Below are 26,401 nucleotides of genomic sequence, written 5' to 3' on the forward strand. Positions count from 1 at the left end.
CCCTCCCGTAGGTGCAGTTTTAGCTGCGAAGCCTTTCGCAGCTAAAGCTGCTCCTACGGGGTTGCGTGTTGGCTACGCGACAGCGCGGCGCCGAGGCGGCGGGCGATCTCCCACAGGGCCTGAGTACGGCAATTACTTGAGGTTGCCGCTCAAAAATTGCTGCAAGCGCTCGCTCTGCGGGTTATTGAGCACCTCGTTCGGATGCCCGGACTCGATGATCTGGCCCTGATGCAGAAATACCACCTGGGTCGCGACCTTGCGCGCAAAGCCCATCTCGTGGGTGACCAGAATCATGGTCCGGCCTTCTTCGGCCAGGCCCTGGATCACTTTGAGCACTTCACCGACCAGTTCCGGGTCCAGCGCTGAAGTCGGCTCATCAAACAGCATGATGTCCGGCTCCATCGCCAAGGCACGGGCAATCGCTACCCGCTGTTGCTGGCCGCCTGACAAAAACGCCGGGTACTGCTCGGCAACCCGCTCGGGCAGGCCGACTTTCTCCAGGTACTTGCGCGCCCGCGCTTCGGCTTCGGCCTTGGGGACGCCCAACACCCGGCGCGGCGCCATGCTGACGTTTTCCAGCACGGTCATGTGCGCCCACAGGTTGAAGTGCTGGAACACCATGGCCAGGCGGGTGCGCAGGCGTTGCAGCTCATCGGGGTCGGCAACGCGCATGCCGTCCTTGTCCTGAACCATGCGCACCGGCTTGCCGTCCAGGCTCATGGCGCCGTCGTTGGGCTGTTCAAGAAAGTTGATGCAGCGCAAAAAGGTGCTCTTGCCCGAGCCGCTGGCGCCGATCAGGCAGATCACGTCGCCACTCTTGGCCTTGAGCGACACGCCCTTGAGCACTTCGTTATCGCCGTAGCGCTTGTGCAGGCCGTCGATGGTCAGTTTGTACATATCGGTTCTCATGGCGAAAGAAGGTAGCCGCTGCGCCAGGCCTTGGTGCCGGCGATGTGGGCAATGACCATGCCGGCGGTGGCCATGCGCCGCAGCGAGCGGGCATAGAGCAGGCCGGCTTGCGGTGCGCGGACCTGGGTCACGGCATCGCTGATGGGGTCGATGATATCGGCGATCAGTTGCCCGGCTTCGACGTGCTCGCCAGGCAGGGCGCAGAACACCAGCAGGCCACCGACCGGGGTGGCGACCGGCTCGACCGCGGCCAGCGGCGTGGCCGGGTAGAGCAGCGCCGGCGCGGGTTGCTGGTCGCCGTCGATGGCGCCAAAGCCGATCAGGTACTGGATGATCGCCTGGCAGTCGCGGCTGGCCAGGGCATGGCTGACATCGCCCTGACCGCGCAGCTCCAGGGTGACCGAGAAGCTGCCCAACGGCACCCGCTCACCGAAGCGCTGGCGCAGTTGCCACCAGACCAGGCTGAAGCATTCATCGAACGACTGACCGCCCGAATCGGTGGCCAGCATGCTGGCCTGGGCGCCGATGTAACGTGCCAGCGGCTCGACCTGCGGCCAGGCCTCGGGGGTGGTGTACAGGTGTTCCACCGACTCGAAGTCACAGTGCAGGTCCAGCACCATATCGGCGTCGCAAGCCAGGCGCTGCAAGGTCAGCCGTTGCGATTGCAACTGGGTGCCGGCGCTGTGAGCCGCGAGCGCCTGACGCAGTGCGGCGCGGATCACTTGCAGGTTGTGCTGTGGATCGGCGTTCAACTGCGCCTGCACCGCGTCGCCGACCTGGTCAGCCAGGTCGACAAAATGCCGGTTGAAGTTCTGCCCGCTTTCCAGCTCGTAGCGGCCCAGCGGGGTGTCCATCAGCACCTGCTCCAGGCCCTGCGGGTTGGCCACCGGCACCACGACGATTTCGCCCTTGAGCTTGCCGGCGCGCTCCAGTTCTTCAAGACGCTGCTTGAGGTACCAGGCCACCAGCATGCCGGGCAGTTCGTCGGCGTGCAGCGAGGCCTGAATGTAGATCTTGCAGGTGCCGTGCTCCGGACCGTAGTGGAAGCTGTGAATCTGCCGCGCGGTGCCCGGCACTGGCGCCACCAGCGCGTGAGTGAGTTGACGCATGGGGAGCAGTCCTAGTGAGCGGGGCCGAGAAAGGCCAGCCAGCGGCGTTCGGCCAGGCGGAACAGCCCGACCAGAATAAAGGTGATGGCCAGGTACAGCAGCGCCGCGATGCCGAACGACTGAAAGGTCATGAAGGTCGCCGAGTTGGCGTCCCGCGCCACCTTGAGAATGTCCGGCACGGTGGCGGTGAAGGCCACCGTGGTGGAGTGCAGCATCAGGATCACCTCGTTGCTGTAGTACGGCAGCGAGCGGCGCAGCACCGAGGGCATGATCACATGGGCGTAGAGCTTCCAGCCCGACAAGCCGTAGGCCTTGGCGGCTTCGATTTCACCGTGGGCCATGCTGCGGATCGCCCCGGCGAAAATCTCGGTGGTGTAGGCGCAGGTGTTGAGGGTGAAGGCCAGCAGCGTGCAATTCATCGCATCGCGAAAGAATGCATCGAGCAGCGGCTGCTCACGCACGGCGGCGATGCTATAGATGCCGGTGTAGCAAATCAGCAACTGGATATACAGCGGCGTGCCACGGAACACGTAGGTGTAGAACTGCACCGGCCAGCGCAGCCAGCGGTTTTCCGAAACCCGTGCAATCGACAGCGGAATCGACAGGCAAAAGCCCATGGCGATCGAGGCACTCAGCAGCCACATCGTCATCGCCAGGCCGGTCAGGTGCACGCCGTCGCTGTACAGAAACGGGCGCCAGTATTCCTGGATAAGCTCAATCATCGTCTGGCCTCCCGGCTGCCGGTGGCGTAATGCCGTTCAGCCCAGCGCAGGGCCAGGTTCGAAGCGCTGGTGATCATCAGGTAGATAAACGCTGCCACCACCAGAAAGTAGAACAATTGATAGCTGCTCTTGCCGGCGTCCTGGGACGCCTTGACCAGATCGGCCAGGCCGATGATCGACACCAGTGCGGTGGCCTTGAGCAGCACTTGCCAGTTATTGCCGATGCCGGGCAGGGCAAAACGCATCATCTGCGGAAACACCACGTAGCGAAACCGCTGGCTGCGCCCCAGGCCGTAGGCAATCGCCGCTTCGACCTGACCGCGCGGCACCGACAAAATCGCGCCGCGAAAGGTCTCGGTGAAGTACGCACCATAGATAAAGCCCAGGGTGATGACCCCGGCACTGAACGGGTCAATCTCGATGTATTCCCATTCCAGCGCATCGGTGAGCATGGTCAGCCCGGTCTGCAGGCTGTAATAGATCAACAGCATCAGCACCAGGTCGGGCACGCCGCGAATCAAGGTGGTGTAAAGCTGCGCCGGGACCCGCAGCAGTGGCGAGCCAGACAGCTTGGCGCTGGCGCCCAGCAACCCGAGCAGGATGCTCAGGGTCAGCGACAGCAGCGAGAGTTTGATTGTCATCCATGTGCCTTCAAGCAACAGCGGGCCGAAGCCCCTGAGGCTGAACGCCGAGAGTCCTAAATGGTTCAGCAGAGTGTCGAGCATGGATAAAGCCTTCAGCAACGAAAACGCCCGGTAAAAAGGCGGCGGATTCTCACCTAAATCACCGGGCGTCGGGGCTTTTTTATTTGCCGCTGTACAGGTTCAGATCACCGAAGTGCTTTTTCTGAATTTCAGCGTAAGTACCGTCGTCGTGTAACGCTTTGATACCTTTGTTCAGGAGTTCCTTGAGCTCAGTGTTACCTTTGGCGATACCGATGGCGGTCTTGGACGGCAGCAGGTCGCTGTCGACCGGCGCGCTGACTTCATAGTCGGCACCCTTGGGCGACTTCAGGAAACCCAGTTCAGCCTGCAGCATGTCCTGGATCGAAGCGTCCAGGCGGCCGGAGGTCAGGTCGGCGTAGACCTGGTCCTGGTTGGCGTAGGCTTTGGTGCTCACACCGGCCTTGTCCAGCACGGCCTTGGCATAGGCTTCCTGGATGGTGCCTTGCTCGTAGCCGACGGTTTTGCCCTTGAGGGTGGTGATGTCGGCGGACAGGCCTGAGCCTTTCTTGAAGACAAAAGAAGTCGGGCCAGAGAACAGCTCGTTGGAGAAGTCGATGACCTTCTCGCGGGCCTTGGTGACGGTCATCGACGAGATCACGCCGTCGAATTTGCGTGCCTTCAAGCCCGGAATCATGCCGTCGAAATCGCTTTCGACCCATTTGCAGGTGACCTTCAGCTCTTTGCAGATCGCGTTGCCCAGGTCGATATCGAAGCCTTGCAGGCTGCCATCGGCGGCCTTGGACTCGAACGGCGCATAAGACGGATCGACGCCAAAGCGCAGTTCCTTGTACTCCTTGGCCATCGCACTACCAGCGGCTACACACAAGGCCAATGCAGAAAGGGTCAACCAGGCTTTTTTCATTATTCAATCCTAACCAGAGTGGGGCGCAGCAGTTAAAAACTGCTACCGGCGGATGCCAGACTGCCATGAGGTAGCAATTTCTGAACCAGTAGGACGAACGTGCGTTTGAAATGTACGCGCTTGTCGCATTTCTACATTTATCAACGGTATGGGGTGAGCCCTGTAGGAGCGGCTTTAGCCGCGATGTCTTCCTGGCCTTCGCGGCCTTCGCTGCTAAAGCAGCTCCTACGGGTGTCGCGGTAGCACAGAGCATTTATAAATGTGCACCAAAATGAATCTATGGTTTTTTGATTGCACCAAACCGGCTCATCACCCCAGTAAATCCTGCAACGTCGCCAGGCTGTCGGCTTCGTCCACCGGTTTGTCCTGACGCCAGCGCAGCATCCTCGGAAAGCGCACGGCGATGCCGCTCTTGTGGCGCTTGGACAACGCAATGCCTTCAAAACCCAGCTCGAACACCAGAGTCGGTGTCACGCTGCGCACCGGGCCGAATTTTTCGACGGTGGTCTTGCGGATGATTGCATCGACCTTGCGCATTTCTTCATCGGTCAGCCCGGAATAGGCCTTGGCGAACGGCACCAGCGTGCGTTCACTGCTACCGGGCGGGCTGTCCCACACCGCAAAGGTGTAGTCGCTGTACAGGCTGGCGCGTCGGCCGTGGCCGCGTTGGGCGTAGATCAGCACCGCATCGACGCTGAACGGGTCGAGCTTCCACTTCCACCACACGCCCATGTCCTTGGTGCGGCCCACGCCATACAGTGAATCGCGGGCCTTGAGCATCATGCCTTCGACGCCCAGGCGGCGGGCGTCTTCGCGCAGCTCGGCCAGCGCCTCCCAGTTCTGCCCGCTCAGCACCGGCGAGGGCAGCAGCACCGGGCTCTGGCTGGCCTCGATCAACTGGTCCAGTTGTGCGCGGCGCTGGTGTTGCGGGTGGCTGCGCCAGTCTTCGCCTTGCCACTCCAGCAAGTCGTAGCCGAGCAGCACCACCGGCGCATCGCCAAGCAGCTTCTTGCCCAAGGTCTTGCGGCCAATGCGTTGTTGCAGCAGGGCAAACGGCTGTACCCAAGGCGCGTTGTCGGGCTCACCGCTGAGCGCAAAGTCCTTTGTTTCATCGGCAGGCGTCTCGGCGGCTTTCCAGACCACTATTTCGCCATCGATCACTGTGCCGTCGGGCAGTATCTGGGCCAGGCTGTGCAGCTCCGGAAAGCGTTCGGTCATCAGTTCTTCACCCCGCGACCAAACCCACAACTGCCCATCGCGTTTGACCAGTTGCGCCCGAATACCATCCCATTTCCACTCCACCAGCCAGTCTTGCGCGGGGCCGAGCAGGGTCTCGAACTGCTCGACCGGCTGCTGTAACGCATGTGCCAGAAAAAACGGGTAGGGCTGGCCGCCGCGCTGTGCGTGTTCGTCGTCAGACTCCGGGGCGATGAGTTTCAGATAAGCCTGCGCACCAGGACGGTGCGAAAGGTCGGTGTAGCCGACCAGTCTTTGGGCAATGCGCTTGCTGTCCAGCCCGGTCAGTGCGGCGAGGGCGCGGGTCACCAACAGCTTCGACACGCCGACCCGAAAACTGCCGGTGATCAGCTTGATGCACACCATCAGGCTGTTGCGGTCCAGCTGCGCCCACAACGCCGGCAACCGCTCGGCCAATTCCTCGGGTGGCAGGCCACGTAGCGGCAGCAGGTGTTGCTCCAGCCACACTGCCAGGCCCTCATCGTTGCTGTGTTCGGCATGGGGCAGCAGCAACGACAGGGTTTCGGCCAGGTCGCCCACCGCCTGATAGCTTTCTTCGAACAGCCAGGGCGGCAGGTCGCTCAGCGCCGTGGCCTGCTCACGCAGCACCCGGCTGGGCACCAGTTGCCGTGGTCGGCCACCGGCCAGGAAGTACACCGCCCAAGCTGCATCCTCGGCCGGCGCCTGGGCAAAATAGTCATGCAACGCCGCCAGCTTGGCGTTGCTGGAGGTGGTGGCGTCGAGCCGGGCATAAAGTTCGGCAAAGGCTTTCATGCCGCAGGCTCCTCGCTGGCGGGCGTACGGTCGTCATCCTCCTCGCCGTATTCAGTGCTGAACCCCAGGGCATCCAGGCCCAGCTCGCGCAGATAACGCACCAGAATCGCCACCGAACCGTGGGTGACCATCACCCGCTCGGCGCCGGTCTGCTCGATGGCCCACAACAGCCCCGGCCAGTCGGCGTGGTCCGACAGCACAAAGCCCCGGTCCACCCCGCGCCGCCGCCGGGTGCCGCGCAGCATCATCCAGCCGCTGGCAAAAGCGTCGCTGTAGTCACCAAAGCGTTTCATCCAGGTGCTGCCACCGGCCGATGGCGGCGCAATGATCAGCGCCTGGCGCAGCGCCGGGTCAGTCTTCTTGAAGTCACCGGCGTATTGGGTTGGCGGAATGCGAATACCGCCCTCGCGATAGACTCGGTTCAATGGCTCGACCGAGCCGTGGGCCAGGATCGGCCCGATCTCGGGGTCAATGCCATGCAAAATGCGCTGCGCCTTGCCAAAGGCATAGGCGAACAACACGCTGGCTTTGCCTTGCGCGGCGTTCTGGCGCCACCAGTCATTGATGCCGGCGAAAATCTGCGCCTGAGGCGTCCAGCGGTAGATCGGCAGGCCAAAGGTCGACTCGGTAATAAAGGTATGACAGCGCACCGGCTCGAAGGTGGCGCAGGTCCCATCAGGCTCAACCTTGTAATCGCCCGACGCCACCCAGACTTCGCCCCGGTATTCCAGACGCACCTGCGCAGAGCCCAGCACATGCCCGGCCGGGTGCAGGCTCACCGTCACACCATGATGATTAATGCACTCGCCGTATTCGAGGGTCTGCAGGTTGATGTCCTGGCCCAGCCGCCAGCGCAGGATGCCCTCACCGCTGGCCGTGGCCAGGTAGTGACGGCTGCCGGTGCGCGCGTGGTCGCCATGGCCATGGGTGATCACCGCCCGCTCTACCGGGCGCCACGGGTCGATATAGAAGTCGCCAGGCGGGCAGTACAGACCTTCAGGGCGGGCAACGACAAGATCCATAACACAACCATCACGAGGGGCTTGCCTGTTATGAACCGGCCGGCGGCGTACAAGTTCGATGGATCTGGCGGACAAAAATCCGTAAATCACGCTAAAGAAATTCGGCGTTGGCGCGGGAAACCGTTACGCTATGCGCCTGTATTTTTGTATTTCTTCGAGGTAGCACCCGTGTTTTCCGAATTAGCCCTGCACGAACGCCTGCTCAAAGCCGTGGAAGAGCTCAAGTTTGCCGAGCCTACACCTGTGCAGGCCGCGGCCATTCCCCTGGCATTGCAAGGGCACGACCTGCGGGTTACGGCGCAGACCGGCAGCGGCAAGACCGCTGCATTCGTACTACCGATCCTCAACCGCCTGATCGGCCCGGCCCAGGTGCGCGTCGATATCCGCGCGCTGATCCTGCTGCCGACCCGCGAGCTGGCCCAGCAAACCCTCAAAGAGGTCGAGCGTTTCTCGCAGTTCACCTTTATCAAGGCCGGGATGATCACCGGCGGCGAGGACTTCAAGGTCCAGGCCGCGATGCTGCGCAAGGTTCCGGACATCCTGATCGGCACCCCGGGTCGCCTGCTCGAACACCTCAATGCCGGCAACCTGGACCTGAAAAAGGTCGAAGTGCTGGTGCTCGATGAAGCCGACCGCATGCTCGACATGGGCTTTTCGGAAGACGTCGAGCGGCTGACCGGCGAATGCCCGAACCGTCAGCAGACCCTGCTGTTCTCGGCGACCACCGGCGGCAACGCGCTGCGCGAAATGACCCAGAAAGTCCTGCGCGAGCCCAAGCACCTGCTGCTCAACCAGGTCAGCGAGCTGGCTGAAGGCACCCGCCAGCAGATCATCACCGCCGACCACGACCAGCACAAAGAGGCGATCATCAACTGGCTGGTGGCCAACGAGACCTACCAGAAGGCAATCATCTTCACCAACACCAAAGCCTGGGCCGACCGCCTGTACGGGCGCTTGGTCGCACAAGACATCAAAGCCTTCGTGCTGCACGGCGACAAAGACCAGAAAGACCGCAAGGCGGCCATCGACCGCTTCAAGCAGGGCGGCTCGAAAGTGCTGGTGGCCACCGACGTCGCGGCCCGCGGTCTGGACATCGACGGTCTGGACCTGGTGATCAACTTCGACATGCCACGCAGCGGCGACGACTACGTGCACCGGGTGGGCCGTACCGGTCGTGCCGGCAGCGAAGGCCTGGCCATTTCGCTGATCGACCACTCCGACTGGAACCTGATGTCGAGCGTCGAGCGTTATCTGAAGCAGACCTTCGAGCGCCGGGTGATCAAGGAACTCAAAGGCACCTACAGCGGGCCGAAGAAGGTCAAGGCTTCCGGTAAAGCGGTCGGCAAAAAGAAAAAGACCGACGCCAAGGGCGACAAGAAAAAAACCGCCAGCAAAACCCCGACCAAGCGTCGCACGGCCAACAAGCCGAAGTCTGAGCTGGTCAGCCAGGACGGCCTGGCGCCGCTGAAAAAGCGCAGCACCCCAGCCCCGGCCGCCGAGTAACCGGCGACCATCCGGCGATTGCTCTGAACGCCGCTGACCCCCCTCTGTCACAACCGATGAAGCTGCCCGCCACCGTTAAGGTGCGGGCCACTCATCCATGCTGGACGGAGGTTTTACACCATGGCTTACGATTGGGACCTTATCGAACGTCTGCTGCACGAAGTACAGAACGGCGCAGGCCAGCCCTTTGCGCCGCGCCAATACGCTGAAGATCATGCCCAGGCCCAGGCCGCGCAAGGCGATCCCGCCGGCAACCTGGACCACCTGAAGCAACAGGCGGCAGATCTTGAAGCGCTGCTGCTGCAACGCGGCTTCATCCAGCCCCGCCCTGAACAGGAAGGCGGCACCGGCACCAACTTCATCCTCACCCCCCGCGGCGCCAGCCTGCTGGCGATGATCGACAGCAGCATTCCGGGCAACGACCACCCGCGTTTGGTGCTCGATGAACAAGCCGATGCACTGGACCCGGCGACCTTCGACCATGTGGCGGCCAAACCGCAGGTGGCTTGATCTCGATTGGTTGGGATACCGCTGTAGGAGCTGCTTTAGCAGCGAAGCCCTTTCGCGGCTAAAGCGGATCGCCGCCCGGCCGCTCCTACAGCGTAATGCCGATCAGTTAAGGCCGGCGCGATCCTTGTGGGAGCGACCTTGGTCTGGGCGGCATTCCGACGAAAGGGCCAGTAAAACCGGCACATCTGCTGTTGATGTAATGCCGCCTTCACGAGCGAGCTCGTTCCCACAGAGTCCGCTCAGCTCTTAACTGATCAGCATTACTCCTACAGCGATTGTGTTGGCTCCAGGGCCATCACCATCGACACCTGTTGCGCTGCCTTTAAACAATCCAGGTCCTGAAAATCCTTGCGCATGTCATCAATCCGGCTCAGCAGCTTCTGCTTTTGCTGCGCGGTACTCATGGCGTAGATATCCGCCACCAGGTTGATCGCGGCCTGTTCGGTGCGGTCATAGGCGTCGCGGTAGTCGGCGGTCCAGAAGGTCTGGCGGTCTTGCAGCAGGGCGCTGATGCGCGGGGCGAAGTCAGGTTGCTGGCGCTGTTGCAGTGCCGCCAGGAAGCGTTGCTGCCAACTGGCGCGGTTGGCCAGCCAGGCCTGGTTCTGCTCACCCAGCGACACCGACCACTGCTGGACCCGCGCCTTTTGCTCGGCGGTCAGCGACCCCATCCACGGCGACAGGCGTTTCTCCATGCGCCCGGCGCGGTCGGCGATCTGCTTGTCCAGCGGCTGGTTGAGGTATTCCTTCTGGCGTTTGCTCTGATCGCGCTCGAAGGCTTGTTGCATCTCTTGCACCTGCTTGTCATCCAGGCGGCTGAGCAACTCGACCACCGAAGGGGTGACCTGCCGGGCAATGCGGGCGATCGCCTGTTCGGCCTCACGAGTACGGGTTTGCAGCGCGGCAGGGCTGACCTGATCGTCACGCACCATCTGCTCAAGCCGGTCGAGCCAGGTCAGATAACCCGGCAACTGGGTACTGCAATGCCACTGCAAATGCTGCTTGAGGCGTTCATCGAGCCAGTCTTTCTGCTCGCCACGCACCTTGAGGTAATCGCTGAGCGACCAAGGGATGATCACATCCAGGTTGCGATAGGCCAGGCTCACCTGGCCACAGCCGCTCAGCAGCGACACCGTCAGCAACAGGGTAATAACAACTTTCGACAGGTAATCCATGACCTTTCCTCACAACATCGGCCTTGTTGTAGAGAGTGGCGGATCATGGCAGTTCCCTGCAATCAGAACAGCGCACGCACCGCCTTGAGCGTGACTGTCTGCTCGCAGCGCGGGTTATGCCCGCTGTACAGGCCGCAATCATCACCGCTCAGGCTGGAGTCGCTGTAGATCAGGTTCATGTCGATGCCCAGCCAGGGCCGGGACAACTTCAGCGACCAGTCGTTGAAGCCGCCGACCAGCCGGCCGTCACTGGCAATCTGTGCGCTGCCGAACTCGTGGGTGGTGTACTGCATGCGCACGTTCACCCCCAGTTGCGGCATGCTGCCCAGATCAACGAACAGGGTGTTGTTGCGCGTGCCGGTGTCGTTGCTGAAGGCCGCGCCCAGCCGGCTGTCGAGAATCCGCAGGCCAGCGTACAGCTCATGGCTGGCCACCTGATTGGTGTCCGGGTAGCTGTAGCGGATCATCCCCAGCTCGTAACCGGTGCTCTGATCAAAGGGCTTCTTGAAGCCCATGTAAGAGTCCAGCTCCATGTTGCTGTCTGGCGTCAGGCCCATGTTCGGTGACCACTGGCCGAAATACAGGCCGCTCTCATGGGTCAGGTCCAGCCCGCCATGAAACGAATCACCGCCGCTTGAGGGTGCCACCAGGCCCTGGGCCATGCTGCGCGTCGGCGTGGTTCCCAGTTTCAGGCTGAAGTCGCCCAGGCTTCGTTCCAGAACCTGGGCAGAAGCCGGCTGACAAACCAACAAGGCGCCGAGCAACGGCGTCAGGCATCGAATAACACGCATAAAGCACTCCAGGTGATGGGCGAGGAGTGTGGAAAAAATAGGGTTTGGATTGGGCTGGTGCGCGCAACCCGCGAGCCAGAGCCATCGCAAGAATACCGATGAAATCCGCCGGGGCATGACCGTTCGTCGATTCAACGCCAATTCGGCCACGATCAAGGACCACATGAATGCCCGTCAACAAAACCGGTTAGAATGCCCGCCACGCAATTCAGAGTGATCGGCACATGGCTTTAATCGGGCGCTTCAACAGCTTGCAAATCGTCAAGCACACCAATTTCGGGTTGTATCTGGACGGCGGCGCGGACGGCGAAATCCTCCTGCCCAACCGCTACATCCCCAAGGACGCGCCCACGGAGGTCGATGACTGGCTCAACGTATTCATCTACCTCGACAGCGATGACAAGCTGATCGCCACCACCCTCAAACCGAAAATTCAGGTCGGCGGCTTTGCCAGCCTCAAGGCGGTGCAGGTCAACAACATCGGGGTGTTCCTCGACTGGGGCCTGCCCAAAGACCTGCTGCTGCCGTTCTCGGAAGAAAAGCGCCAGATGGAAGCCGGCGAATACTGCGTGGTGCATGCCTACCTCGACAAACACACCCGGCGCATCACCGCCACCTCGCGGCTGGACCGCTACCTCGACAAGACCCCGGCCACCTACAGCCCCGGCCAGGCGGTCAACCTGCTGGTGGTCGAGCGCACCGACCTGGGCTTCAAGGCGATCATCGAGAACAAGCACTGGGGCCTGATCCACAAAAACGAAGTGTTCAAATTTCTGCGCCCCGGCATGCAAGAGAAAGGCTTTATCAAAGAAGTGCGCGCCGACGGCAAAGTCAGCCTCAGCCTGCAACCCATCGGCGCGGCGGCCGCCGACGACCTGTCCGGGCAAATCATCGCCAAGCTGCGTGAAAACGGCGGTGTACTGGAAGTCAGCGACAAGAGCGACCCCAAACTGATCAGCGACCTGTTCGGGGTCAGCAAAGGCAACTTCAAAAAGGCCATCGGCGGGCTGTACAAACAAGGCCAGATCTCCATCCATGCCGACCGCATCGAACTGACCTGAGGACGGCATTGGCCGGCCAGGCCGGTGGCAGATCACCCACCGGTTTGAGTTGCGTTCAAATTGTCGGCACTACGCTGGGCCGGTGGGAGTCGGCTCAGCCGACGAAGGCGTCAGCAGATTCTATAAATGTGCCGACCTTTGCATCTAAACACCGCCCAGCCAACAGCCAATTTTAAAAATGCCCCTCAGGCAAGCAAAGCATCAATCTCCCTCGTCAGCCGCTGCAAGGGCAGGGTGCCATTGAGCACCTGCGCCTCGCTCAGCGGCTGACTGGCCTTACGCAACAGCAGCACCGGCACGGCCCGCAGCCCCAGCGTATCAGCCAGCGCCTCGTCATCGCTGACCGCCACCCGGTGCTGCTGCTCCTGCAATGCCAGGTGCAGCGCCTCGGGCTTGAGCCCGGTTGCGCTGGCCAACTGCAGCAGCACCTGATCCTCACCAATATTCTGACCGTACTCGAAAAACGCCCGGAACAACGCCCGATTGAAATCCCCAAACCGGCCCTGGCTGCGCGCAAAGTTCGCCGCTTCCAGCGCCTTGCGGCTGTGCGGCTGCACAGGCGGAATCTTCATCGTCAACTGGCGCCGGTCGGCCATCGGCAACACCGCCTGCAACCAGGTCATGCGCAGGTAATCAGCCTGCGGGTCCGGGGTGGTCAATGGCTCGGGCCGCAACTCAAATGCATGCCAGCACCACTCGATCATCGCGCCGTAACGGGCCTGAAGCTGTTCGAGAACCGGCAATTGCAGGTAGCAGAATGGGCAGACATAGTCGCTCCATATATCGACCCTCAGGGCGGGTTGTGTGTCTGTATGCATTCGCCTGGCTCCTTAGCTCTATTAGCAGTGACTGCCCACTTATGGGAAAAGTCCGGCTATTTCGCGGATCAATTCCCAAACGGTCGCTGTCCCAGCCATAACCCTCTCAGGACACATCGCCATGAAACGATTTCTCACCGCCTACGCTGCAACCCTGGTCGCGTTTCTGATCTTCGACGGCTTATGGCTGGGCGGGCTGATGGGCCCGACCTACCGCGCCTGGCTCGGCCCACTGATGCTCGACACACCGGTCATCGGCCCGGCGGTCGCGTTCTACCTGATGTACGGCGTGGGCATCGTGGTGCTGGCCGTGCTGCCGGCCCTCAACGTGCAACGCCTCGGGCAAGCGGTCGGCCACAGCGCCTTGCTGGGCCTGGTGGCCTACGGCACCTACGACCTGACCAACTGGGCCACCCTGCGCGGCTGGCCAGCGCAAATGGCCTTGGTAGACCTGGCCTGGGGCGTGGTGGTGACCACATTGGCGGGGACAGTGGCTTATGTGCTGACGTCGCGGTTGTTGCGCTGAGCCTGTAGGCGCTTCAGTCCACCGCCCAGTAGGAGCGAGCTTGCTCGCGAAGAGGCCAGTAAAGTCACAGCATCTGTAGCGAATGTGCTGGCGTCTTCGTCGGCAACCGGCGCGCTGGTCGGCCACTCCCACACGAGATCTGTGCAGCTTCCAGATCATGGGCAATGCCAGTGAGCGTGTTCGGTTAAGCACCTCGTTGACCCGATTGGTTCTGCCGATGGCAGGGACGAGGTCAGCTACGGTCAGCCCTGACTGCTCCATGCGCAATTTGATCGCCTCAATCGGGTCCGGTAAATCAACCGGAAAGTGCTTGGCTTGATAGGCTTCGATCAGCGTGATCATGACCTCGAACGCGCCGCCTTCCGGGGGGCCAGGTTCTGGCTCGTTATCGAACAGAGGCGATATCTCGTTGAGAGCCGCTTGATACTCTTCTTCAGTGCGGATCGGGCGGATTTTCGTGGTGTTCACTCCATCGCCACTTCAAAGCCGTGGATCAAAGTGGTTAAGGATCGACCACGACCTGCTGCGTATCTGCCTGAGGATTAGCCGGCCATGAAGTATCGATAGAAGAAAGGCGAGCCAGCCTGCGACGGCGCTGTCTGTTTCCAAAGAGAAAAATAGATAGCCGGTGATAAAGAATGTCAGATGGTGAGTGAAGAGGAATGTGTTGTAACCCAGTACCGACCAGAAGCGGAGGCGGGTGGGCTTTTTCTCCTTTAAGTCGGACTCCAGATTCAGCGCAAGGACGTAAGGGAATAGCGAGGCTTTTGCATATGCTAATAGGAGTTTCCAATGGTCTTCTGTTGTCATATTCAGTGTCCCGCCCGAGTGGATAGCGTTGACGCTTGAAGTGCTGCCTTTTATTTTCAAAGAAAACAGTATTACTTTCGGCGATGAGCCATTCGATACTCATCAAGAGTTTTTTTGTGCTTGCATATCTTCAAGTTAAAACGCCTTATTAGATACCAGCGTCTCACTTTCCACTCTCTCGGGAAGGTGGAAGTATGCAGGAGGAACATCAATATGGACACCCAGCCTAAAATGGTTCGGTCTAGAGGTCCATAGAATGGAATTGTACCGCTTTTAAAGTAGTCAAAATAAAGGCATGCGAGAAGAAGGCTATAGAGTGTCGCCAGCCAGAATTTTTTTCCTGAGTAGTTCCGTCCTGAGAAGGCGTATTTCATTCTGCGCGCGGGCAGGTAGAGCAGAACGGAAAATATTATGAATAAAAAATGTGTAAAAAAACTACTCATCATCCTTCAGTATCTCAAGGGTAAGGTTTTTAAAGGTAATTACATTGACTGAAATTTCGGTACGTAACGCTTGCTTGGTCATAGCCTTAAAGCCTCTTACAAAGTCTTCGTCGATATACCTGAAAAGTTTTCGAGCTTCTGGAGAAACGACTTTTCGAGTCAGACCCCACCCAGACAGAGTCAGATCAGTTACGAGGTAAGCAACATTCCCATCAGTTTTTGTTCCGCCCGCTGCCTGTGCGGCTTCTTGATAAGCTTGGCGAACCCAGCCTTCTGAGTCCGAACGGCCTTTTATAAGATTTCGGCTACTTTCATAGATGTTGTTAGCCCCATGGCTGATAAGGGCCGCGCCGCCGGTCACGCATAAAAAGCCGCCGCTGGCATAACAAAGCCCGACGCCAGCGGCAACTTGACCTACGCCACCTACGAGTCCAAGGCTGTTCTCGATTTTTATCATTGCGGGGTGAGAGAACCAGTTGCTCTCTTCTTTAATAGCTGCCAGTCCCTGCTCAGCCGTTTTTAAGCCACGCTCGACGTCACTGACGATACCTTGTGCAAAATAAGCAATGTCCCGATTGAACTGCAGCCTGAGGATTCCATCGCTGATAGTTCGCGCCGCTACCGTACAAGCCTGCCCCTTGAGAAGCGCCGCCGCTTGCCTCACATCCTCAAGATTCTGCCCGCTCGTTTGTGAACCAGCCTCAAGCGTCCTCATCGTTCGGCCCCCCAAGACGCACAGTCGCACAGTCTGGCCGTCACCTTGGAGCAGGTGAGGTCCTGGGTCTGGTTTTCATGGCCGGCCCGGTACGGGGTGCCGAGTGACGGCAGAGTCGGGCAGCCTGCGAACATCAGGCATTGGCGCTCGTCTCTGAGCGTGATGTAACCGTAAGCAGCCATCCTGGGATCCTCCGTGAAGTGGAGGCGCAGTGTATTTTTTGACTTGCTCAGGATATGTAAGAAACGTCCGAAACCTCTGTCGGGCGAGACAGCAAACCATGCCGGTGACATGCCCTGCTCGTGAGCGACTGGACTCAGTCAACCAGCGGTCATAGCGGGTGCGTTCAGCACTGCGGTGCGATCTCTGTTGATCTGAATTGCAGCCACAGCCGGGGCGGTCTGCACCGTCCCGGCATCCAAGCGGTTACCGCCCGATACAAGCCCGCCACCACGACTCACCCGCCTTCAACGCCTCGGCCTCCGGCACCGGCAACACCTGCGGCACATCGCGCAGCCGAATCCACGGCTCGTTCTGCCAATGCAGCATGCTCATCGACAACCCCGGCCACTGCAACAGACTCAGCATTGGCGCCTGATCACCCGCCGACGGCTGCGCATCCCGCACCGCCGCAACCACCTCATTGGTGATCCACTGCCGCAGGCTGCGCTGCTCGGGGTGATGGTGATGCACCAGCAGCACATAAACCCCGGACTCGCTGATCATCAGTTCTTCCTCACAACGGCCATGGCTTTCAAGCCAGAGGGTACGGCGCTGGTCCGGGTCTAGCTTGCAGGTGGAGCGGGTGTTAAGCGGCCAGGCGATCAAGCGACCGAGATCGCGGGCGCAGAACCAGACTTGGTTTTCCAGGAGGGTGACGCGGAGCTGGCGGCCGTAGCGGTGGAAGATGGTGGGGGTGAGCGGAGATAGATCGTTTTGCATAGGAAGCCTCTACGTTTTGGGTTCAAGGTGCTGGTGACCAACGTAGAGGGGCAGAAGAATCCCAACGACGCCCGCCAAAGCTCACATTCTTCAGATAGAGGAATGGGGCGTTGGTAGCGATTTCTACGTTGGGTGTTCTTAAGCACCGCGAAAAATAATACAGAGCTCGGCTGCGGGCGTGAATATCTCGTTTTCGGAGAGCTTTGTGGGAAATGGCAGCAATTACCTTGACCAAAAGTCACTTTAAGCTGGTGAATTAGGAGACACTGAGAAAAGATCAGTTTTGGCTTTCGATGCTTTTCAGGTACGTCTTGAGCTGTTCATTCAACTTTGCTCCATCAACGCCTGAATGAATTTCTCGATGGCAGTTTGGGCAGACAGCCCCTACGAACTGAGGATGGTCCAACCCGCCGTCAGAAAGCCGATTAACGTGATGAGGCTCCAGGTATGGAGAACCGTCTTTCTTCGTAAAAGGTGCTGGCTTCTCACAGCTCTCGCATCGTCCTTTCGCGCGCATCAATACGTAGCGCGCAACCTGACGGCTACGTTGATAGACATTACGTGGTGCAGATTGGGTTTGCACGCCGCTTTCGGGCTTACAAGCTGCCAATGCGGCTTTTCGTGCTTCGATTATGAGGTTAGGCGCGTCTACTTCGTAATCAACGTCATACTCGGGCGTTTCAGCGATGGCATCTACCGGTACTAATCGGAAAACAATTGCGGTTCTGTCCTGACCTTTCAAATCTGGTTGGATTCGGGTGAATCTGTCTGCACAGCAAAATTCACCGACGTAGGAATAGCCATTGCTTTTGCCGAGAGACTGGAATAAGTGCAGAGCTTTGCCATTCTCTGCATGCTCTGCGATTGCCTTATTGCCCAAGGTCAAAGTCATTTCGCCCTGTTGCCCTTGCCCGGTATACAAATAAAACTCTTTCTTCGCGTCCCATCCGTCCTCGTATCCGTATTGTTCGCCACTCTCGCCGGTAAACAAAAAAATTGCCGGGAATAATTTGGACGGCGAAATTCCGCTCTGCCTGCTACCCCCAAATGGGCCGTTTATCTCGGTCTGGCGGTCGTAGATCGCTCCGCGTGTGAACTGTAGTGCTGGTCGACCTTCATTAGGCGGGAGCTCCGCGATCGTGAAGCCCCGCTTTTGCAAGTATTTTCTGACTGAGTGCCCGCCTACAAACTGATCCTCTGGTACGCCGGTGGCCAGGGACACAATTTTTTTGGGTGGGTAAAGGTTGTTAGCCACCTGGATGGCATGGCGGTAGACCGGGTTTTGCGTCCAATCATGCCATTGATGTGTGTTGCGCAACCGTCGATCAAAATCCAGTAACGCTTGCTCAATTCGTTCCTTCGAAACAGCTTTGATCGCCACTGGACGTGCCCTTTTTCGCTCAGGTTTGTAGGAAATTTCCTATCGTGGCGAAAGAACAGTCCGTTTTCAATATGTGAATGAGGAAGTTAGCTGGCGTTTCGCCTTCACGAATGGCATGGGTTTATTGGCATTGCCGAAGCACGTCGCTGGCTTGGTAGAAGTTAGAAGCCGCCAGAGCATTTTCATGGGACAAGTCCTGCCAACCGTAAGACATGTCCGTAGCCCCCATTCCCCAAGCCCCGTAGCTCATTTCCTTTTTCACAGCCCCATGGCCGCTGACCGACACCAACCCACCACACTCCGCCGACCCCCACCAGCGGAGCCACCCAGTGCAACCCGAAAGAACCCAGCATCAAGCCCATTTCGGCATCATCTTTACCCTCACCAAACTCACCGTCATGCCCGAAGATCGGCCAAATCTGCGTGCGCTGTACCTCTGCGATCTCGGCGCCGGTTGTTGGCAAGCCAGTGACTTGATCGTCGAGCTTTACGACCGCATGCAAGCCGGTCAGCGTCCTTGTGACATGTTGATTCGGGTCTCCAAGCCATTGCTGCGCGAGCAGGCCGATGCGCTCAACAGCCAACGGGCAACGATTGCCAAGGTCGTCGGTTCTATTGCCGGTACTGTGGCGGGCCCGTTGGGCAAGGCGGCGTCTATCGGGGCGGGTGGGGCAGCGGGTTACATGACGCAGCGTGAATTGCGCACTTACCACGCTGGAGACATCATGTTCTCGGTGCAGGCTTCGGTGAGTGGAGGCATCGGCCCGCAGCGGTCCATGCAGTCGATTTTGATCAAGTCCAAAGGCGGCGGCTGATGGACAACCTGATCTTTGGCTTTACGGCGACGTTGGCTTTTGTGCTGATGTTCTGTCTGAAACAGCGCATCTGGCGCAAGTGGCTGGGCATAGCGCTGATGATCACTGGTTTCGCGGGCACTTTCTGGAGCATCCCGCAGTTGGCCGATTTCGATCCGTTCAATGTCTTCCTGATCATGTGGCTGACCGGGTTGAGTCTGTTTTTTGAGCGCGACCGTTATATTGATTCGGATTGAATGCAGTTGGCTTCGCGGCTGAAGCCGCTCCTACGAGGCGAACCAAAGCTACCCCTCAAACCACCCCTTCAACCGATCCCGAAAACTCATAATCAACGGCTCCCGCGCCCGCCCTCTACGTATCGCCAGTTCAAACGGTGCCTGATACCCAAACACCGCTGGCAGCAACACCTTGAGCCGCTTCTGCTCCACCCAGGTCTGTGCATAGTGCTCCGGCAAATACCCGATATACGCCCCGGACAGCACCAATATCAGCTGCGCTTCCATCGACTCCACGGTCGCTGCGCTGTGTTTGAAGCCGTGGCGGGCCAGTTCGGCCTGGCTCCAGTAGCCGCGGCCGACCATGCGTTGTTGGGTGATGGTTTGCGCCGGGATGCGGCGCTGGTCGAACAGTTCGTGGCGGTCGCTGCAGTACAGCCAATGTTGTTCGCGGTACAGGGCCTGGTACATGAGGCCGTTCATGCGCACCGAGAAGGCGCCGATGGCGAGGTCCAGGCGGTTTTCCTGGACGCCCAGTTGCAGTTGCGCGGGGCTGAGCACGGACAGGTGCAGGTGCACGGCGGGGTGTTCTTTGCTGTAGGCGCCGATGACATCGGCCAGCGGCAAGGCCGGGTCGCTGACGGTGGAGTCGAGCACGCCGAGGTTGAGGGTGCCGCGCAGTTCGCCTTTGAGGGCGGCGCTGTAGCGTTCGAAGCCTTCGAGTTCGGCCAGCAAGCGCAGGGTTTCCTGGTGGAACAGTTCGCCCTTGCTGGTCAGGCTGAAGCCGCCACGGCCCCGATGGCAGAGCACGATGCCGAGCTGGGTTTCGAGCTGGCTCATGTAGGTGCTGATGGCCGAGGTCGAGAGGTTGAGTTCTTGCTGCGCTGCTGCAAAGCCCTGATGGCGCACCACGCAGGCGAAGATGCGCAGCAGTTTGAGGTCGGGCAGGGCAGAGGACATGAGGGCACCGGGCTTTGGACTGGTGGCAGTTTAATTGGGGTTGGGGTTTGTGGGGTAGGTGTGGGGTTTGGGTTGGGCTGATGGGCCGTTTCGCTAGCGAGCTGGGGCCATCAGTTTTGTGTCGTGCTCAAGTTCAGATTTGACTCTGATCTGCGGGAGGAACCAGGCGGTCGCCCATGAGATAGCCAGCAAGCCAGCCCATCTGCAGTGGATGTGCCGCCGCATTCGTTGGCAAGCCAACTCCCACCGGGTGCGCGTCGGACGTAGATTTCGTGGCTGGCCGAGCGACCGCGAGCGCCTGGCCGATAGTTTAGAAATCTCTGAACTAAGTATTTGCCCGCAGCGATTCTTCTGCCTGCGGGGCGTCACCAGAATGGCCGCACACCAATTAGAACAATGTGAGGCCACCCCGTGGACAAGACCTTCCACCAGCCTTTGGGCGGCAACGAGATGCCCCGTTTCGGTGGTATCGCCACCATGTTGCGCCTGCCGCATGTGCAAAGCCCTGAAGAGCTGAACAAGCTCGACGCCGCGTTTGTCGGCATTCCGCTGGATATCGGTACGTCGCTGCGTTCCGGCACCCGATTCGGGCCGCGGGAGATTCGTGCCGAGTCGGTGATGATCCGCCCTTACAACATGGCCACCGGTGCCGCGCCGTTCGATTCGCTGAACGTGGCGGACATTGGCGACGTTGCCATCAATACCTTCAACCTGCTGGATGCCGTACGCATCATCGAGCAGGAATACGACCGCATTCTCGATCACGGCATCATCCCGCTGACGCTGGGCGGTGACCACACCCTGACCCTGCCGATCCTGCGCGCCATCAAGAAGAAGCACGGCAAGGTCGGGCTGGTGCATATCGATGCGCATGCCGACGTCAACGACCACATGTTCGGCGAGAAGATCGCCCACGGCACCACCTTCCGCCGCGCGCAGGAAGAGGGCCTGCTGGACAGCGACCGGGTGGTGCAGATCGGCCTGCGTGCCCAGGGCTATACCGCCGAGGATTTCAACTGGAGCCGCAAGCAGGGCTTTCGGGTGGTGCAGGCCGAACAGTGCTGGCACCAGTCGCTGACCCCGCTGATGGCTGAAGTGCGCGAGAAGGTCGGCGGCGGGCCGGTGTATCTGTCGTTCGATATCGACGGCATCGACCCGGCCTGGGCGCCGGGCACCGGGACGCCGGAGGTCGGTGGCCTGACCACCATTCAGGCGCTGGAGATTATTCGCGGTTGCCAGGGGCTGGACCTGATCGGCTGCGATCTGGTCGAGGTGTCGCCGCCGTATGACACCACCGGCAATACCTCGCTGTTGGGCGCCAACCTGCTTTACGAAATGCTCTGTGTGTTGCCGGGTGTGGTGCGCCGATGAGCCGCGAGCTTGAGGTGCATGAAGCGGCGGCGGCGCTGGTGCGGGCCTTTGCCAGTAACGACACGGCGGCGTATTTCGCCTGTTTCAGTGAAGACGCCAGCTTTGTTTTTCATACCGTGGGCAAGCGGCTGAACAGCCGGGCCGAGTATGAGGCGCTGTGGCGCGAGTGGCAGGCTGACGGCTTTGCCGTGCTGGGCTGTGAGTCGAGCAACGCCACGGTCAGCGTGCAGGGTGAGGCGGCGATCTTTGTGCATGACGTCGCGACCCGTTTGCGGCTGGCGGGTGAGGACGTGGACGTGCAAGAGCGCGAAACCATCGTGTTTCGCCGTGAGGGCCAGCGCTGGGTGGCGTGGCATGAGCATTTGTCGGCTGTGACGGGCGGATGACGGTGGCGCTGTTTGGGTCGCTGTAGGAGCGGCTTCAGCCGCGAATGGTAGCCAGCATTCCCGGCTGAAGCCGGTCCTACGGGACCGCACAGGACCGTCAGATCCAGCAGAGCCGGCAACATTACAAGAATCAGATCCAACCTTCCGCCCGGGGTTAACGGGCGGCCATAAAGGGTCAGCGTGCCTGCGCTGGCCTTACAACAACCGTGACAGGCGCTGGAGTTACCCATGAGTCATTCGACTGGTATCGAAACCTTTGGTGTCGAGCAGATCCCCGACAACCAACGCGATGCATCCCCTATTGATCTGTTCCGGCTGATCTTCGGCGGGGCCAATACCTTTTCCACGGCGGTGCTGGGCAGTTTCCCGGTGTTGTTCGGGCTGTCGTTTCAGGCCGGGGTCTGGGCGATTGTGCTGGGGGTGGCAGTCGGTGCGTTGATCCTGGCGCCGATGGGGCTGTTTGGTGCGCTCAACGGCACCAACAATGCGGTGTCGTCCGGGGCACATTTCGGCGTGCACGGGCGGATCGTCGGTTCATTCCTGTCGTTGCTCACGGCGGTGGCGTTCTTCTCGCTGTCGGTGTGGAGTTCTGGCGATGCCTTGGTCGGCGGCGCGCAGCGCTTGGTCGGCCTGCCGGAAAACGACCTGAGTCTGGGCCTGGCCTACGGGTTGTTTGCGGTGCTGGTGCTGGTGGTGTGCATCTTTGGCTTTCGCTTCATGCTGTGGGTCAACAAGATTGCGGTGTGGGCATCGAGCCTGTTGTTCTTGCTGGGCATCGCAGCCTTTGCCGGGCCGTTCGATGCGGGCTATGCCGGTAGCGTGAATCTCGGCCAGGCCGGGTTCTGGGCGGCGTTCGTTGGTGCGGCGCTGTTGGCGATGAGCAACCCGGTGTCGTTCGGCGCGTTTCTCGGCGACTGGTCGCGCTATATCCCGCGTGAAACCTCCAAAATTCGCATCATGCTGGCCGTGCTGGCGGCCCAGGCCGGCACCTTGATTCCGTTCCTGTTCGGCCTGTGCACCGCCACGCTGGTGGCCAGCCAGGCGCCGCAGTACATCGAGGCCAATAACTATGTCGGTGGTCTGCTGGCGATTTCGCCGGGCTGGTTCTTCCTGCCGGTGTGCCTGATTGCGGTGATCGGCGGGCTGTCGACCGGCACCACGGCGCTGTACGGCACCGGCCTGGACATGTCGAGCATGTTCCCGCGGCTGCTCAGCCGCGCCGGCGCCACGCTGCTGATCGGCGTGGCGGCCATCGCCTTTATCTTCATTGGCCGGTTTGCCTTCAACCTGGTGCAGAGCGTGTCGACCTTTGCGGTGCTGATCATCACCTGCACCAGCCCGTGGATGGTGGTGATGATCCTCGGCCTGATCACCCGGCGCGGCTTTTACCACGCCGACGACTTGCAGGTGTTCACCCGTGGCGAGCGCGGCGGCCATTACTGGTTTCACCACGGCTGGAACTGGCGCGGCCTGGGGGCGTGGTTGCCCAGCGCGGCGCTGGGCCTGTGCTTCGTCAACCTGCCGGGGCAGTTTGTCGGGCCACTGGGCGAGCTGGCCGGCGGCATCGATATCAGCCTGCCGATCACCCTGGGGATGGCGACGCTGCTTTACCTGACCCTGCTGCGCACCTTTCCGGAGCCGGCCGGGGTGTACGGCCCACGCGGGGCGCATCCGCTGCTTGGCCGCAACGCGCTGCGTAACGCCACGGCGCCAGCGCCCGTCCACTCGTGATCCGCACGGTGCCCCTGCGAGGGGGCTCCGTCGGTAAGGCTTGCTTATGAAACTGGAAATCTTTCGCACCCTGTGGGGCTATCGCGGGACCTGGCAGCAGGCGCTGGATGAAGCCCGTGCGGCGGGCTTCGATGGCTTAGAAGCACGCATCCCGGAGCCGGCCGCTGAACGCGCCGCCTTCGCCGCGTTTCTGCGCGAGCAGCAGGTGCCGTACATCGCCATCCTGTTCACTTCCACGCCGGTATTGCCGGTGCAATCGGCCACGCCTGCCGAGCATTTGAGCGACTTTGCCCGCAAGCTGGAGCTTGCCAGCGAGCTGTCGCCGCGCTTCGTCAATGTGCTGGCCGGCAACGACCGCTGGCCGCTGGCCCAGCAGGTGGATTTCTTCGGTGCGGCGCTGGATATCGCGGCGCGCAGCGGGCTGACCTGCAGCTTCGAGACTCACCGTGCGCGCTCGCTGTTCAACCCCTGGCTGACCCTGCAACTGATCGAGCAGGTGCCGGATTTGCGCTTCACCACGGACATCAGCCATTGGGTGGTGACTTGCGAGCGCCTGCTCGACGATCCGGCTGATGACCTGAGCGCTTTTGTCGAGCGTGTGCATCATATTCAGGCACGCGTGGGTTACGACCAGGGCCCGCAAGTGCCGCACCCGGCGGCCCCGGAATATGCCGCGGCGCTGGCGTTTCATCAGCAGCATTGGCAGGCGGTGTGGCGTGCCCAGCAAGCGCGGGGCTACACCGGCACCACCCTGACCCCGGAGTTCGGCCCGGACGGTTATTTGCATCACTTGCCGTTTACCGATGTGCCGGTGGCCGACCTGTGGGGGCTCAATGCCTGGATGGGCCGCACCGAGCGCCAGCACTTCGATGCCTTTATCAATCAACCCGCGAGCCTGCAGCTATGAGTGAACGTCCTGCTTTCACCCGTATTCCCGTGGTCGATATCCACGGCCTGTTCAGCGAGCGCCTTGAAGACCGTCAGGCCGTGGCCCAGGTGCTGGGCGAGGCGGCCCGGCAGGTGGGCTTTTTGTACATCACCGGGCACGGCATCGCGCCGGAGTTGATCGACAATTTGCACCGCGCCGCCGAGGACTATTTTGCCCAGCCACTGGCGGCCAAGATGCGCCATTACATCGGTGCTTCGCAGAGCCACAAAGGCTTTGTGCCGGAGGGCGAAGAGGTTTACGGCAGCGGCAAGCCGGATCACAAAGAGGCGTTTGATATCGGTTTTGAGGTGCCGGCCGATCACCCGCTGGTGCAAGCTGGCACGCCGCTGCTGGGGCCGAACGACTGGCCGACCCTGCCGGGCTTCAAACCGGCGGTGCAGGCCTACTATCAGGCGGTGATTGCGCTGGGCCATCAGTTGTTTCGTGGCTTTGCCCTGGCGTTGGGGCTGGACGAGCATTCGTTCGATGACATGGCCTGTTTCCCACCGTCCAAACTGCGCCTGATCCATTACCCCTACGACGGCGATGCGCATGATGCGCCAGGCATCGGTGCGCATACCGATTACGAGTGTTTCACCATTCTCAAGGCCGACCAGCCCGGCCTGGAAGTGATGAACGAGCAGGGCGAGTGGATCGACGCACCGCCGTTGGCCAATGCCTTCGTGGTGAATATCGGCGACATGCTTGAGGTGATGACCAGCGGCGCCTTTGTCGCCACCGCACACCGGGTGCGCAAGGTTAAGCAGGAGCGTTATTCGTTCCCGCTGTTCTATGCCTGCGACTACCACACTTTGATCAAGCCGCTGCCGCAGTTCACTCAGGCGGGCGCGGACTATGAGGCCATCGCCATCGGCGAGCACATGTGGTCGCAGGCCTTGCAGACTTACCAGTACCTACGCCAGCGCGTCGCCAGCGGGCAGCTTGCCTTGCCGGCACACGCCAGAAAGCCATCAAGCTTCGGGCACTTGAAAAACCAGAGTGTGACTTCGTGATCTGCCTTCTCTCTCGACCTGGAATGATGACTATGAAAAAAAGCACACTTTCGCGCCTTGCCGTTTCTGTAGCGGGCCTGGCCCTGTTTGCGGGCATCGCTCAGGCTGCACCGGTTGCCACCGCTGGCACCCTCAAGGTCGGCATGGAGATTTCTTATCCGCCGTTTGAGTCTTACGACGGTAACACGGTGGTCGGCTTCGACCCCGAGGTGTCTGTCGCATTGGCCAAGCGCTTGGGCGACCTCAAGGTGGAGTTCGTCGACACGCGCTTCCCGAACCTGATTCTGGGTCTGAACGCCAACCGCTTCGACAGCATCATTTCTGGCATGTACATCACTGAAGAGCGCACCCGCCAGGCCGAGGCGATTCCTTACGCGCAGGTCGGCGCGTCGATCATGGTGCGCAGCGACAGCACCGCCAAACCGCAGCAGCCTGCAGACTTGTGCGGCCTTAAAGTCGGCTTGCAGCAGGGCACCAACTGGATCAACCAGCTCAAGAAAGTCTCCGCCGAAGACTGCGTGAAAAATGGCAAGGGCGAGATCGCTATCAGCGAGTTCCCGACCACCGCCGAGGCGTCCCAGGCACTGGTGTCGGGCAACATTCAGGCGCACCTGGAAATCTCCGCAGCCGCGCAGATGATCATCGAAAAGGCCCGTGGCCGGATTCTGATCAGCTCACCCAAAGCCCTATACCCGCAGACCCTGGGTATCTATGTGAACAAGAACAATCCTGAGCTGCTGGAGAAACTGCGCGCGGTGGTGCAGGAGTTCAAGCAGAGCAGCGAATACACCGAGCTGCTCAAGAAATACAACATCGAACCGGCGTGAGTTAACCCCGTAGGAGCGGCTTTAGCCGCGAAAGCTTCCCTGCTAAAGCAGGTCCTACGGGGCCCGTGTTTGCTGCGCGACAGCGCGGCGCCGAGGCGGCGGGCGATCTCCTACGGGGACGTAT

General features: G+C 60.5%; 28 protein-coding genes and 1 pseudogene. 12 read left to right on the top strand and 17 right to left on the bottom strand.

Going from position 1 to position 26,401, the window contains the following annotated elements; translation table 11 throughout:
- Positions 1-132 precede the first annotated feature (132 nt).
- The 7 genes from NRB16_RS15910 to NRB16_RS15940 form a co-directional block, all read right to left on the bottom strand.
- Positions 133-897 (bottom strand): ABC transporter ATP-binding protein, encoded by a 765-nt coding sequence (locus NRB16_RS15910; RefSeq protein ID WP_257106479.1) that lies wholly within the window; start codon positions 895-897, stop codon positions 133-135.
- 8 nt (positions 898-905) lie between these two features.
- On the bottom strand, positions 906-2,018 hold the full coding sequence (locus NRB16_RS15915; RefSeq protein WP_253116866.1) for a succinylglutamate desuccinylase/aspartoacylase family protein: 1,113 nt from the start codon (positions 2,016-2,018) through the stop codon (positions 906-908).
- A gap of 11 nt (positions 2,019-2,029) precedes the next feature.
- A complete protein-coding gene (locus tag NRB16_RS15920; RefSeq protein WP_257106480.1) occupies positions 2,030-2,740 on the bottom strand; it encodes an ABC transporter permease in 711 nt (236 codons plus the stop codon).
- Positions 2,737-3,465 (bottom strand): ABC transporter permease, encoded by a 729-nt coding sequence (locus NRB16_RS15925; RefSeq protein WP_257106481.1) that lies wholly within the window; start codon positions 3,463-3,465, stop codon positions 2,737-2,739. The genes NRB16_RS15920 and NRB16_RS15925 overlap by 4 nt, the downstream gene beginning before the upstream one ends.
- A gap of 79 nt (positions 3,466-3,544) precedes the next feature.
- Positions 3,545-4,327 (bottom strand): transporter substrate-binding domain-containing protein, encoded by a 783-nt coding sequence (locus NRB16_RS15930; RefSeq protein WP_045482349.1) that lies wholly within the window; start codon positions 4,325-4,327, stop codon positions 3,545-3,547.
- 309 nt (positions 4,328-4,636) lie between these two features.
- Positions 4,637-6,337, bottom strand: coding sequence for an ATP-dependent DNA ligase (locus tag NRB16_RS15935; RefSeq protein ID WP_257106482.1), 1,701 nt, complete (start codon positions 6,335-6,337; stop codon positions 4,637-4,639).
- On the bottom strand, positions 6,334-7,359 hold the full coding sequence (locus tag NRB16_RS15940; RefSeq protein WP_257106483.1) for a ligase-associated DNA damage response exonuclease: 1,026 nt from the start codon (positions 7,357-7,359) through the stop codon (positions 6,334-6,336). The genes NRB16_RS15935 and NRB16_RS15940 overlap by 4 nt, the downstream gene beginning before the upstream one ends.
- A gap of 168 nt (positions 7,360-7,527) precedes the next feature.
- Here NRB16_RS15940 and NRB16_RS15945 point away from each other — a divergent pair, with 168 nt between their 5' ends.
- Together NRB16_RS15945 and NRB16_RS15950 are read left to right on the top strand one after the other, a co-directional pair.
- Positions 7,528-8,862: a DEAD/DEAH box helicase gene (locus NRB16_RS15945; RefSeq protein ID WP_045493702.1), complete on the top strand. Its 1,335-nt coding sequence runs from the start codon at positions 7,528-7,530 to the stop codon at positions 8,860-8,862.
- 120 nt (positions 8,863-8,982) lie between these two features.
- Positions 8,983-9,372, top strand: a complete 390-nt coding sequence (locus NRB16_RS15950) for a hypothetical protein (protein WP_045482340.1) — start codon at positions 8,983-8,985, stop codon at positions 9,370-9,372.
- A 266-nt stretch (positions 9,373-9,638) separates the two neighbouring features.
- Here NRB16_RS15950 and NRB16_RS15955 read toward each other — a convergent pair whose 3' ends face one another.
- Together NRB16_RS15955 and NRB16_RS15960 are read right to left on the bottom strand one after the other, a co-directional pair.
- Positions 9,639-10,544 carry a DUF6279 family lipoprotein gene (locus tag NRB16_RS15955; protein ID WP_257106484.1) on the bottom strand — a complete coding sequence of 302 codons (906 nt, stop codon included), beginning with the start codon at positions 10,542-10,544 and terminating at the stop codon, positions 9,639-9,641.
- A 62-nt stretch (positions 10,545-10,606) separates the two neighbouring features.
- Positions 10,607-11,335 carry a TorF family putative porin gene (locus NRB16_RS15960; protein ID WP_253118173.1) on the bottom strand — a complete coding sequence of 243 codons (729 nt, stop codon included), beginning with the start codon at positions 11,333-11,335 and terminating at the stop codon, positions 10,607-10,609.
- Between the two features lie 224 nt (positions 11,336-11,559).
- On the opposite strand from NRB16_RS15960, the gene NRB16_RS15965 reads away from it, so the two are divergent.
- Complete coding sequence (locus tag NRB16_RS15965) at positions 11,560-12,396, top strand: S1 RNA-binding domain-containing protein (RefSeq protein WP_257106485.1); 837 nt, start codon at positions 11,560-11,562, stop codon at positions 12,394-12,396.
- Between the two features lie 185 nt (positions 12,397-12,581).
- Here NRB16_RS15965 and NRB16_RS15970 read toward each other — a convergent pair whose 3' ends face one another.
- Entirely contained in the window at positions 12,582-13,214 is a 633-nt protein-coding gene (locus NRB16_RS15970; RefSeq protein ID WP_045482327.1) for a DsbA family protein, read from the bottom strand.
- Positions 13,215-13,335: 121 nt separating this feature from the next.
- Between NRB16_RS15970 and NRB16_RS15975 the strand changes: the two genes are divergently transcribed.
- The gene (locus tag NRB16_RS15975; protein WP_045482325.1) at positions 13,336-13,740 is read left to right on the top strand and encodes a DUF2177 family protein; all 405 of its coding nucleotides are present in this window, start codon (positions 13,336-13,338) and stop codon (positions 13,738-13,740) included.
- 141 nt (positions 13,741-13,881) lie between these two features.
- Here the strand turns inward: NRB16_RS15975 and NRB16_RS15980 are convergent.
- The 6 genes and pseudogenes from NRB16_RS15980 to NRB16_RS16005 all read right to left on the bottom strand — a co-directional run.
- Positions 13,882-14,193, bottom strand: a pseudogene (locus NRB16_RS15980) (type II toxin-antitoxin system HigA family antitoxin); the annotation flags it as partial.
- Between the two features lie 49 nt (positions 14,194-14,242).
- Positions 14,243-14,653, bottom strand: a complete 411-nt coding sequence (locus tag NRB16_RS15985) for a hypothetical protein (protein WP_257106486.1) — start codon at positions 14,651-14,653, stop codon at positions 14,243-14,245.
- Between the two features lie 332 nt (positions 14,654-14,985).
- The gene (locus NRB16_RS15990; RefSeq protein WP_257106487.1) at positions 14,986-15,708 is read right to left on the bottom strand and encodes a DUF4225 domain-containing protein; all 723 of its coding nucleotides are present in this window, start codon (positions 15,706-15,708) and stop codon (positions 14,986-14,988) included.
- On the bottom strand, positions 15,705-15,890 hold the full coding sequence (locus NRB16_RS15995; RefSeq protein WP_257106488.1) for a hypothetical protein: 186 nt from the start codon (positions 15,888-15,890) through the stop codon (positions 15,705-15,707). Before NRB16_RS15995 ends, NRB16_RS15990 begins: the two co-directional genes overlap by 4 nt.
- Before the next feature lie 244 nt (positions 15,891-16,134).
- Positions 16,135-16,650, bottom strand: a complete 516-nt coding sequence (locus NRB16_RS16000; RefSeq protein ID WP_257106489.1) for a Bro-N domain-containing protein — start codon at positions 16,648-16,650, stop codon at positions 16,135-16,137.
- Between the two features lie 277 nt (positions 16,651-16,927).
- Positions 16,928-18,031, bottom strand: a complete 1,104-nt coding sequence (locus NRB16_RS16005; protein ID WP_257106490.1) for an HNH endonuclease signature motif containing protein — start codon at positions 18,029-18,031, stop codon at positions 16,928-16,930.
- A 329-nt stretch (positions 18,032-18,360) separates the two neighbouring features.
- Between NRB16_RS16005 and NRB16_RS16010 the strand changes: the two genes are divergently transcribed.
- Together NRB16_RS16010 and NRB16_RS16015 are read left to right on the top strand one after the other, a co-directional pair.
- A complete protein-coding gene (locus tag NRB16_RS16010) occupies positions 18,361-18,846 on the top strand; it encodes a hypothetical protein (RefSeq protein ID WP_253115025.1) in 486 nt (161 codons plus the stop codon).
- Positions 18,846-19,082 carry a hypothetical protein gene (locus tag NRB16_RS16015; RefSeq protein WP_257106491.1) on the top strand — a complete coding sequence of 79 codons (237 nt, stop codon included), beginning with the start codon at positions 18,846-18,848 and terminating at the stop codon, positions 19,080-19,082. The genes NRB16_RS16010 and NRB16_RS16015 overlap by 1 nt, the downstream gene beginning before the upstream one ends.
- 48 nt (positions 19,083-19,130) lie before the next feature.
- Here the strand turns inward: NRB16_RS16015 and NRB16_RS16020 are convergent, their stop codons facing one another.
- Positions 19,131-20,021: a LysR family transcriptional regulator gene (locus NRB16_RS16020; RefSeq protein ID WP_253142947.1), complete on the bottom strand. Its 891-nt coding sequence runs from the start codon at positions 20,019-20,021 to the stop codon at positions 19,131-19,133.
- A 411-nt stretch (positions 20,022-20,432) separates the two neighbouring features.
- Here NRB16_RS16020 and speB point away from each other — a divergent pair, with 411 nt between their 5' ends.
- From speB to NRB16_RS16050, 6 genes are all read left to right on the top strand, one after another.
- Complete coding sequence (gene speB, locus NRB16_RS16025) at positions 20,433-21,392, top strand: agmatinase (RefSeq protein ID WP_045482302.1); 960 nt, start codon at positions 20,433-20,435, stop codon at positions 21,390-21,392.
- Positions 21,389-21,778: a nuclear transport factor 2 family protein gene (locus NRB16_RS16030; RefSeq protein WP_257106492.1), complete on the top strand. Its 390-nt coding sequence runs from the start codon at positions 21,389-21,391 to the stop codon at positions 21,776-21,778. The genes speB and NRB16_RS16030 overlap by 4 nt, the downstream gene beginning before the upstream one ends.
- Positions 21,779-22,006: 228 nt before the next feature.
- Positions 22,007-23,509 (top strand): cytosine permease, encoded by a 1,503-nt coding sequence (locus NRB16_RS16035; RefSeq protein ID WP_257106493.1) that lies wholly within the window; start codon positions 22,007-22,009, stop codon positions 23,507-23,509.
- A 46-nt stretch (positions 23,510-23,555) separates the two neighbouring features.
- Positions 23,556-24,416 (top strand): sugar phosphate isomerase/epimerase, encoded by an 861-nt coding sequence (locus NRB16_RS16040; RefSeq protein WP_257106494.1) that lies wholly within the window; start codon positions 23,556-23,558, stop codon positions 24,414-24,416.
- Positions 24,413-25,450, top strand: coding sequence for an isopenicillin N synthase family oxygenase (locus NRB16_RS16045; RefSeq protein WP_257106495.1), 1,038 nt, complete (start codon positions 24,413-24,415; stop codon positions 25,448-25,450). Before NRB16_RS16040 ends, NRB16_RS16045 begins: the two co-directional genes overlap by 4 nt.
- Before the next feature lie 32 nt (positions 25,451-25,482).
- Entirely contained in the window at positions 25,483-26,277 is a 795-nt protein-coding gene (locus NRB16_RS16050) for a transporter substrate-binding domain-containing protein (RefSeq protein WP_257106496.1), read from the top strand.
- Positions 26,278-26,401: the final 124 nt, after the last annotated feature.

It is taken from the genome of Pseudomonas sp. LJDD11, assembly GCF_024584215.1.
GTDB lineage: Bacteria > Pseudomonadota > Gammaproteobacteria > Pseudomonadales > Pseudomonadaceae > Aquipseudomonas.

What these genes read in the sequence shown, in the direction of transcription:
- NRB16_RS15910 (WP_257106479.1), bottom strand. Translation starts at nt 897, where the DNA reads ATGTACAAACTGACCATCGACGGCCTGCACAAGCGCTACGGCGATAAC.
- NRB16_RS15915 (WP_253116866.1), bottom strand. Translation starts at nt 2,018, where the DNA reads ATGCGTCAACTCACTCACGCGCTGGTGGCGCCAGTGCCGGGCACCGCG.
- NRB16_RS15920 (WP_257106480.1), bottom strand. Translation starts at nt 2,740, where the DNA reads ATGATTGAGCTTATCCAGGAATACTGGCGCCCGTTTCTGTACAGCGAC.
- NRB16_RS15925 (WP_257106481.1), bottom strand. Translation starts at nt 3,465, where the DNA reads ATGCTCGACACTCTGCTGAACCATTTAGGACTCTCGGCGTTCAGCCTC.
- NRB16_RS15930 (WP_045482349.1), bottom strand. Translation starts at nt 4,327, where the DNA reads ATGAAAAAAGCCTGGTTGACCCTTTCTGCATTGGCCTTGTGTGTAGCC.
- NRB16_RS15935 (WP_257106482.1), bottom strand. Translation starts at nt 6,337, where the DNA reads ATGAAAGCCTTTGCCGAACTTTATGCCCGGCTCGACGCCACCACCTCC.
- NRB16_RS15940 (WP_257106483.1), bottom strand. Translation starts at nt 7,359, where the DNA reads ATGGATCTTGTCGTTGCCCGCCCTGAAGGTCTGTACTGCCCGCCTGGC.
- NRB16_RS15950 (WP_045482340.1), top strand. Translation starts at nt 8,983, where the DNA reads ATGGCTTACGATTGGGACCTTATCGAACGTCTGCTGCACGAAGTACAG.
- NRB16_RS15955 (WP_257106484.1), bottom strand. Translation starts at nt 10,544, where the DNA reads ATGGATTACCTGTCGAAAGTTGTTATTACCCTGTTGCTGACGGTGTCG.
- NRB16_RS15960 (WP_253118173.1), bottom strand. Translation starts at nt 11,335, where the DNA reads ATGCGTGTTATTCGATGCCTGACGCCGTTGCTCGGCGCCTTGTTGGTT.
- NRB16_RS15965 (WP_257106485.1), top strand. Translation starts at nt 11,560, where the DNA reads ATGGCTTTAATCGGGCGCTTCAACAGCTTGCAAATCGTCAAGCACACC.
- NRB16_RS15970 (WP_045482327.1), bottom strand. Translation starts at nt 13,214, where the DNA reads ATGCATACAGACACACAACCCGCCCTGAGGGTCGATATATGGAGCGAC.
- NRB16_RS15975 (WP_045482325.1), top strand. Translation starts at nt 13,336, where the DNA reads ATGAAACGATTTCTCACCGCCTACGCTGCAACCCTGGTCGCGTTTCTG.
- NRB16_RS15985 (WP_257106486.1), bottom strand. Translation starts at nt 14,653, where the DNA reads ATGAGTATCGAATGGCTCATCGCCGAAAGTAATACTGTTTTCTTTGAA.
- NRB16_RS15990 (WP_257106487.1), bottom strand. Translation starts at nt 15,708, where the DNA reads ATGAGGACGCTTGAGGCTGGTTCACAAACGAGCGGGCAGAATCTTGAG.
- NRB16_RS15995 (WP_257106488.1), bottom strand. Translation starts at nt 15,890, where the DNA reads ATGGCTGCTTACGGTTACATCACGCTCAGAGACGAGCGCCAATGCCTG.
- NRB16_RS16000 (WP_257106489.1), bottom strand. Translation starts at nt 16,650, where the DNA reads ATGCAAAACGATCTATCTCCGCTCACCCCCACCATCTTCCACCGCTAC.
- NRB16_RS16015 (WP_257106491.1), top strand. Translation starts at nt 18,846, where the DNA reads ATGGACAACCTGATCTTTGGCTTTACGGCGACGTTGGCTTTTGTGCTG.
- NRB16_RS16020 (WP_253142947.1), bottom strand. Translation starts at nt 20,021, where the DNA reads ATGTCCTCTGCCCTGCCCGACCTCAAACTGCTGCGCATCTTCGCCTGC.
- NRB16_RS16030 (WP_257106492.1), top strand. Translation starts at nt 21,389, where the DNA reads ATGAGCCGCGAGCTTGAGGTGCATGAAGCGGCGGCGGCGCTGGTGCGG.
- NRB16_RS16035 (WP_257106493.1), top strand. Translation starts at nt 22,007, where the DNA reads ATGAGTCATTCGACTGGTATCGAAACCTTTGGTGTCGAGCAGATCCCC.
- NRB16_RS16040 (WP_257106494.1), top strand. Translation starts at nt 23,556, where the DNA reads ATGAAACTGGAAATCTTTCGCACCCTGTGGGGCTATCGCGGGACCTGG.
- NRB16_RS16045 (WP_257106495.1), top strand. Translation starts at nt 24,413, where the DNA reads ATGAGTGAACGTCCTGCTTTCACCCGTATTCCCGTGGTCGATATCCAC.
- NRB16_RS16050 (WP_257106496.1), top strand. Translation starts at nt 25,483, where the DNA reads ATGAAAAAAAGCACACTTTCGCGCCTTGCCGTTTCTGTAGCGGGCCTG.